This is a genomic window from Streptomyces sp. XY431, from assembly GCF_001279805.1.
Taxonomy (GTDB): Bacteria; Actinomycetota; Actinomycetes; order Streptomycetales; family Streptomycetaceae; genus Kitasatospora; species Kitasatospora purpeofusca.
Genome location: NZ_LGDO01000117.1, coordinates 81,176 through 87,901 on the forward strand (window position 1 = coordinate 81,176; position 6,726 = coordinate 87,901).

At 71.3% G+C, this 6,726-nt stretch carries 6 protein-coding genes; 3 read left to right on the plus strand and 3 right to left on the minus strand.

Going from position 1 to position 6,726, the window contains the following annotated elements; translation table 11 throughout:
* Nucleotides 1–59: 59 nt before the first annotated feature.
* The gene (locus ADK60_RS46580; protein ID WP_234371094.1) at nucleotides 60–761 is read right to left on the minus strand and encodes an Lsr2 family DNA-binding protein; all 702 of its coding nucleotides are present in this window, start codon (nucleotides 759–761) and stop codon (nucleotides 60–62) included.
* 331 nt (nucleotides 762–1,092) lie between these two features.
* Between ADK60_RS46580 and ADK60_RS15465 the strand changes: the two genes are divergently transcribed.
* Together ADK60_RS15465 and ADK60_RS15470 are read left to right on the plus strand one after the other, a co-directional pair.
* Nucleotides 1,093–1,611 (plus strand): SixA phosphatase family protein, encoded by a 519-nt coding sequence (locus ADK60_RS15465; protein ID WP_053646531.1) that lies wholly within the window; start codon nucleotides 1,093–1,095, stop codon nucleotides 1,609–1,611.
* Between the two features lie 1,000 nt (nucleotides 1,612–2,611).
* Nucleotides 2,612–3,016, plus strand: coding sequence for a hypothetical protein (locus ADK60_RS15470; protein ID WP_053646533.1), 405 nt, complete (start codon nucleotides 2,612–2,614; stop codon nucleotides 3,014–3,016).
* 60 nt (nucleotides 3,017–3,076) lie between these two features.
* Here ADK60_RS15470 and ADK60_RS15475 read toward each other — a convergent pair whose 3' ends face one another.
* Together ADK60_RS15475 and ADK60_RS15480 are read right to left on the minus strand one after the other, a co-directional pair.
* Nucleotides 3,077–4,381 carry an MFS transporter gene (locus ADK60_RS15475; RefSeq protein WP_079008386.1) on the minus strand — a complete coding sequence of 435 codons (1,305 nt, stop codon included), beginning with the start codon at nucleotides 4,379–4,381 and terminating at the stop codon, nucleotides 3,077–3,079.
* 2 nt (nucleotides 4,382–4,383) lie between these two features.
* Nucleotides 4,384–5,325, minus strand: a complete 942-nt coding sequence (locus ADK60_RS15480) for a RimK family alpha-L-glutamate ligase (RefSeq protein ID WP_053646535.1) — start codon at nucleotides 5,323–5,325, stop codon at nucleotides 4,384–4,386.
* A gap of 582 nt (nucleotides 5,326–5,907) precedes the next feature.
* Between ADK60_RS15480 and ADK60_RS41870 the strand changes: the two genes are divergently transcribed.
* A protein-coding gene (locus tag ADK60_RS41870; RefSeq protein ID WP_107094621.1) for an IS5 family transposase occupies nucleotides 5,908–6,719 on the plus strand; the annotation gives its coding sequence in 2 pieces (ribosomal slippage) (nucleotides 5,908–6,259 and nucleotides 6,259–6,719; 813 coding nt in all).
* Nucleotides 6,720–6,726: the final 7 nt, after the last annotated feature.

The following is a 6,726-nucleotide window of genomic DNA, read 5'->3' on the forward strand; positions in this document are numbered from 1 at the left end:
CGGCTTCCGTCAAGCAGCAGCTGAGTGAGGATCATTGATCGCTCGGCCGGAGCCTGTGCTCAGAGGGGCTCCTCGTACGCCTCACGGATGGCTGCAGGGATACGGCCGCGGTCGTTGACGAGGTAGCCGTTCGCCCTCGCCCAGAGACGTACGGGCTCGTCCTCCGGACGCGGATCGAGCCGACGAGCCCTGCCAGGTCCCCTCCAGTCGCCTGATGAGACTCCTTCCAGCTGGTCCGCCACCTCCTGGAAGAAGGCGGACAACGACGGATATTCACCGTCCTCGGGCGATGAGCCCTCGGCCCAGGACCCGACGGCTCCGGTGCGCGTGTTCAGGAACTTCCCGTAGAAGCCGTCACGCTCTGCTGAGATCGGCACCCACTCCCTGCGCCAGGACGGACATTCAGGGTCTCCGGACGGTTCCGTCTCCTCCATGGCCGTCCTGTGGAGGTAGACGCGCTCGATGTCCGTGAGCCCGAGGAGGAGTCCGCCGCCAGGGACGACTCCCTGGCAGCCCAGAGCCACCAGACACGATCGGACATCAGGTTGCCTGCCGGCATCGAGGTCGTTCACCAGAAGCCACTGCCGCATCTCCACCGGCAGGTCCAAGCCCATGCGCAGTTCGGCTGCGCTGATGGCTGCCTGGTTCCCGGGGCCGCCGAGGGCGGCGAAAACGCCAGGGGTGTGCTGCTCGAGCCACGCAGTCACCCGGCCCCACGCCTGCCGCACGTCTCCTGCGGCAGGCGTCGGCACACCGCTCACCGGTGATCTCCGGCTCGGCCGGACGCAGACAGACGCGCAGGCAGACGCGCAGGCCGCCGCGCAGGCAGCCGACCTGCGTCGCCGGCTTCGGAAGAGTGCTGCCGGATCGTCCAGGCTGTCGAGTCGCCGTGTGCCGAGGAAGGCTGCGACTGCTGATCATCCATGGGCAGACCGTACGTCAGGCCACTGACACCGAATCGGTTCCCCCGTGCTGCTGAGGAACGGGTGACCCGGCCGGCCATGCCGCCGGACCACCGGAGCCGTGTCGGCGAAGACGCCCGATGATAGCTTTCCGCAATCGGGCGGCTCCGTAGTGTGTAGCGTGAGGTGCATGACTGCTGAGAACACCCGCCGACTGATCCTGATCCGGCACGGCAAGTCCGAATGGTCGGACGTGGACGACCACGAGCGGCCCCTCGCGGCGAAGGGCCGCAAGGACGCCCCGGCCGCCGGGAAGTGGCTGGCCGCCACCGGTATCGCTCCCGGCACCGCTCTCTGTTCCACGGCCCTGCGGTGCCGGGAGACCTGGAAGCTCGCGGCGGCCGAACTGCCGCAGCGCCCCCCGACCCGCTTCGAGGACCGCCTCTACGACGCCTCACTCGGCGAGCTGACCGCACTGCTCAACGAGGCCTCCGACGAGGTCACGGACCTGGTGGTGGTCGGCCACAACCCGGGCCTGCACGCACTCGCCGACGCCCTCGCGGGCGACGGCGAGGACGGGCCGCTCGCGCAGATGCGCCGCGGCGGCTTCCCGTCGGCCTCCGTCGCCGTCCTGACCTTCGACGGGCCGTGGAAGTCCCTGGAGAACGGCTCGGGCCACCTGACCCACTTCTGGTCCCCGACTGCGTGAGCGCCCGCCCGGGTGCCGCCACCTCGTGCGGCGACACCCGGGCGCCGCCCGCCCCGAACAGAACATTCTTCGGCGCGGCCGGGGCGCGCGGGAATCATTTTGCGCTCCACGGACCGCAAGATTTCCTGTCCCCCGGAAGGCAGCGCATCGTCCGTCCCGAGGGCGTCCGACCACCACGGCGACCGTCGGCACCGGTCCCGCCTACCGTCGAGCGGCTGCGCGAGCGGAGCCCCACCACGCAGCCGTCGCACATCCCGTGGCAGCACGTCGCCAGGCGGCCCCGTCACGCCCGGCCCCCACCGAAAGACCGATCGCCCTCCCGCGCTGCCCGCGCCACCCTCGTACAGCTCCCGTCCGGCGTCAAACCGTTCGAACGAGCGAGTTCGCACCGTCGCAGGGCAGCCGGTCCCTGACAGCCGGTCGGCCGTACGAGTGCGCTCTTGGAGACGCTGCAGTCGAAGGCTCGTTCCGGAGCGGGGAGGTACTCCAGGGCCCGTCCGGCCCCTGCCTGACCGTATTTCCGCCTGGAAGGCCGATGAAGATCTTGCTGAGGTGCGGGGTCAGTTGGATGGACCGACCCGCGCTGCGGCTTGGTGGACTCCATCGGTGACCGGCGCTGCCCCGTCGTCGCGGTGGTGTTCTTGCGCGGGTGGCCCGGTCGCATCGGGGACCTGATGTGGTGGGGATGCGGCCGGGCCGTGGTCAGGGGTGCGTCATGCGGTGGTGGGTGTCCAGGTGATGGCGACGAAGCCGGTCATGCCGGCGGTCGCGGCGTGTCCGCCGCCCCCGCCACCCCTGCCACGGCCTCCGTTGCAGGCCCAGTGTCGACGGCACATGGCGTAGCTGGGGGCGGCCCCGGTCGCCGGTGGCTACGGAAAGTGTTTACGTGGGTGCGAAAAGTAGCAGTGGGGGATTACTGACGATGGGATCTTCGATGCGACGGCTGTCTGCTGGTGCTCGTTCTGCTTGTGCTCTCGCTCTTGCCGGGGCGTTGGGTGTGATGGTGCTGGCCGTGCCGGCGGGCGCGGCCACCGGCAACACGTGCGGTGGTGCGGTCTCGGACTGGGTCGGCGAGAGCGAGCTCGACAAGGCGTTCGAGGGGAGTGTGACCTTGCCGGGCGGGTCGACGCGGGCCATCTCCATCGCCCCGCAGGCTCTGGGGAGCACGCTGGTGAGGACGGAGGTGACGGCTTCGGCCGAGGAGTCGCGTGCGGCGGTGGGGAACTTCGTCCTGCGCATCAACAGCCTCGGGCGCGGGCAGATCACCTTCCCGACCTACGCGGGGGAGAGCGGCGTCACCAACGGGACGCTCTGCACCGTCGGCACCCGGGTCACCAAGATCACGGGGAAGGTCTCCACCGCTGGGGTCGAGGGCAAGCTCGACTTCACCGCTTCCCGTACCTGACCCCGGGGCGCCGGCGCGTCCGGGCACCGGCCCTGCCGGCGTGCGGCTCCTCTGAGCCGGTCACGCGGGCAGGGCCGCGGTCGCGGTGGGCCGGGTCCTGGGGCGGCGGCCGAGCAGTGTGCCCGTCCCGACGGCGGCGAGCGCCGAGACGGTGCCGCCGAGCAGGAGTCCGTAGCGCGGGCCCGCCGTCTGGCAGAGCCAGCCGATGCCGGGTGCGGCCAGCGGGGTGGTGCCCAGTGAGGCGAGCATGTAGAGGCCCATGACCCGGCCGCGCAGCGCGGGGGCGACGGCGAGCTGCAGCCGGGCCTTGGCGGCCGTCATGAAGAGCAGCAGTGCTGCTCCGGTCGGCACCAGCGTCATGGCGAAGGTGCGGAAGTCGGGCATCAGGCCGCTCGCGGCCTCCAGCGTGCCGAAGGCGAGCGCGTAGCCCGCCACCCGTCGCCACTCGGGCGGGCGTGTGCGGGCGGCGAGCAGTGAGCCGGCCACCGCGCCCACGGCGAGTGCGGTGGAGCCGATGCCGAAGGCGGTGTCCGGGCAGTGGAAGACCTGGGTGGCCATCAGTGCGGTGGTGATCTGGAAGTTCATCCCGAAGCCGGCGACCAGGGCCACCAGCACGAGCGTCAGGCCCAGCTCGGGGCGCTCGCGCACGTACCGCAGTCCGGCCCGCACCTGCCGCCCGGTGCCTGCGGGAGCCGGTGCCGGGCGCAGCGCGCGGGTGTCCATGCGCAGCAGGGTGGCCAGGACCACGGTGTAGGAGAGGGAGTTGAGGGCGAAGGCCGGGGCGACGCCGAAGGCGGCGATGACGGGGCCGGCGAGTGCGGGGCCGGCCACTCGGGCGAGGTTGAGCACCGCGCTGTTCAGCGCCAGCGCGCTCGGCAGGTCGTCGGGCCCGACCGCCTCGGCGATGAAGGCTTGCAGGGTGGGCTTGTCGACGACCATGGTCAGGCCCAGCGCGAGGCAGAGCGCGTAGACGGTGCCCAGGGTGGCGGACCCGGTGGCGGTGAGCAGGGCCGCGGCGAGGGCGAGCGCGCCGTGGAGGGTCTGGGTGAGGAGCAGCAGTCGGCGTTTGGGGAAGCGGTCGGCGAGCGATCCGCCGCAGGCGCCGAACAGCAGTATCGGCAGCAGTTGCAGGGCGGTGGTGATGCCCAGCTGTGTGCCGTCGCCGTGGGACAGCTGCAGGACGAGCCAGCCCTGGGCGATGTTCTGCATCCAGGTGCCGGTGTTCGACACCGCCTGGCCGATCGCGAGGAGGCGGTAGTTGCGTCGGCGCAGCGGCGCGAGGGCCGAGGTCCGTGCGGGTGGGTTCGGTGCGGGTGGGTTCGGTGCGGGTGGGGTCGGCCCGGTCGGTGCCTGGGGGTGGGACATCGCTACACCCGGGCGGTCAGCCTGGCCACGCAGGCGGCCACGACGGCCGGGGTGACCTCGCTCATGTGCTCGCGCCAGCCGACGTTGGCGTTGACCTCGCAGACCGTGAACCCGCCGTCCGCTTCGAAGAGCAGGTCCACCCCCGCCACCGCCAGGCCCAGCGCCTGGGCGGCACGGACGGCCAGTGCCTCGCCCTCGGGGTGCAGGCCGGGGCAGAGCACGGAGGTTGCGCCGAGCGCCAGGTTCGACCTCAACCCGCCGTCGACGGCCGAGCGGACCTGGGCCGCGACGGCCCGGCCGTCGACCACCACCACCCGCAGGTCACGGCCGTGCGAGTGGGAGACGTACCGCTGGAACAGGTACGGCGACTCCGCCCTGAGGCTGCCGTGGACCTCCAGCAGCATCCGGGCGTCGGGGGCCAGGAACACCTGCCCGCCACGCTGGCCGCGCACCGACTTCACCACCGACGGCACGGAAACCCCCGCCGCGATCACATCCCCCAGCCCCGCGTGCGCGTAGCTGCGGGTGTCGGGGACGGGAAGACCCGCCAGGGCCAGCTGCTGCAGTTGCCAGAACTTGTTCACCCCCGCCAGCACCGCCCCCAACGGGTTGAGCAGCACCGTGCCCATCGCCACCAGATGACGCAGCAGCGTGCCCTCGCGATCGGTGCTCAGGCCCGGGGACGCCAGCCGGGCGTAGACCACACCCGGCGCCTCCAGCAGGCGGCCGCCCAGATCCCGCAGGGTCAGCCTGCCGCCCTCGATCCCGAGCAGCAGCTCGTCGGTGCGCCACACGGCGAACCGGCCGGGCAGCGCATCCTCAAGAGCTGTGCTGAGGTCGCCGACGATGCCGTTGTCCAGCAGCCCCGGACCCGTCAGCAGCCAGCACTGGTCGCCCGTCCGGCCACCGAGCCGCCGCCGCGCCGGGGCATCACTCACCGTCACCGCAGCAGCTCCTCACCTGACCGTACCGACAACCCTGCGATGCTGACACCCAACGCCGGCAGGGCCGGGCATTGGGCCGGACCACGGCGCGGCGCCGGGCCCCGCTCGGCGTCACCTCGTCGGTGCTCGCGACCAGCGCGGTGGGTGCGCGGTCCGGCCGCCCGGTGGAGGAGCGGCACAGCGGTGGCCCGGCGGCAGACGCGTCCGGCCAGGGGCCAGCGTCGTCATCAGCTTTCCCAGCGGCGGGACTTGGTGATCAGGAAGTCCACCACATCCAGCGTCACTTTGATCCGCTCGGCCTCAGCGTCGATGCGACGCACTCCTGCGACCGTGCAGCTGCGGCCAGTTGCGGCCCTGCGCCACGAGCCCACCCGACCCTGGAGCCCTTCACTCCCCGGCTGTCACAACCCCCTCCGAGTTGTCAGCCTCCGACGCGCCACCCTCAGTGGCCGATCAACAGCAATATGGTTTAGAGGAGCTAACAGAAAGCCGATGTTTGGCCATGTCTCTTCGTCCGTCTGCTCGTTGGTCCATCCGTGGGGAAGCTGAAGGGTCCGCCGTGGATAGTGTTCCGTGGGGAAGCTGAAGGGTCCGCCGTGGATAGTGTCGGACGATCTCTGGGGCCGGATCGAGCCGCTGCTGCCGGTGAGGCAGCGGCGGTTTCGTAATGCGGGCCGGTTGCCTCTTGACGATCGCGGCTGCCTGCAAGGGATCCTGTTCGTTCTGCACACCGGGATCCAGTGGGAGTGGTTGCCGCAGGAGCTGGGCTTCGGCTCCGGGATGACGTGCTGGCGCCGGCTGCGGGACTGGCACGAGGCCGGCGTCTGGGACCGGCTCCACCAGGTCCTGCTGACCGAGCTGCACCGCGCCGGGAAGCTGGACTGGTCCCGGGCGGTGATCGACGGCTCCCACCACCAGGCTCGTCGGGGCGGCCCAAAACAGGACCGAGCCCGGTCGACCGCGCCCGGCCCGGCTCGAAGCACCACGTCGTCACCGACGCCCACGGCACGCCGCTCGCCATCTCCCTGACCGGCGGAAACAGGCACGACATCACCCAGCTGCTGCCCCTGCTGGACGCGATCCCGCGCATCCGCGGAGCCACCGGCCGTCCCCGTCACCGTCCGCGGCAGTTGTTCGCCGACCGCGGCTACGACTTCGACAAGTACCGCCGACTGCTGTGGAAGCGCGGCATCAAGCCGGTCATCGCCCGCCGCGGAGTACCGCACGGCTCCGGCCTTGGCACTGTCCGCTGGGTGGTCGAGCGGACGAACGCCTGGATCCACGGCTTCCGACGCCTCCGCATCCGATGGGACATACGCGACGACATCCATGAGGCATTCCTCAAGCTCGCCTGCTGCGTAATCACCTACCGGCGCGTCCGCGCTTTGTGTTAGCTCCTCT

Coding starts and splice junctions, on each gene's coding strand:
- ADK60_RS15465 (WP_053646531.1), top strand. CDS start 1,093: ATGACTGCTGAGAACACCCGCCGACTGATCCTGATCCGGCACGGCAAG.
- ADK60_RS15470 (WP_053646533.1), top strand. CDS start 2,612: ATGGTGCTGGCCGTGCCGGCGGGCGCGGCCACCGGCAACACGTGCGGT.
- ADK60_RS15475 (WP_079008386.1), bottom strand. CDS start 4,381: ATGTCCCACCCCCAGGCACCGACCGGGCCGACCCCACCCGCACCGAAC.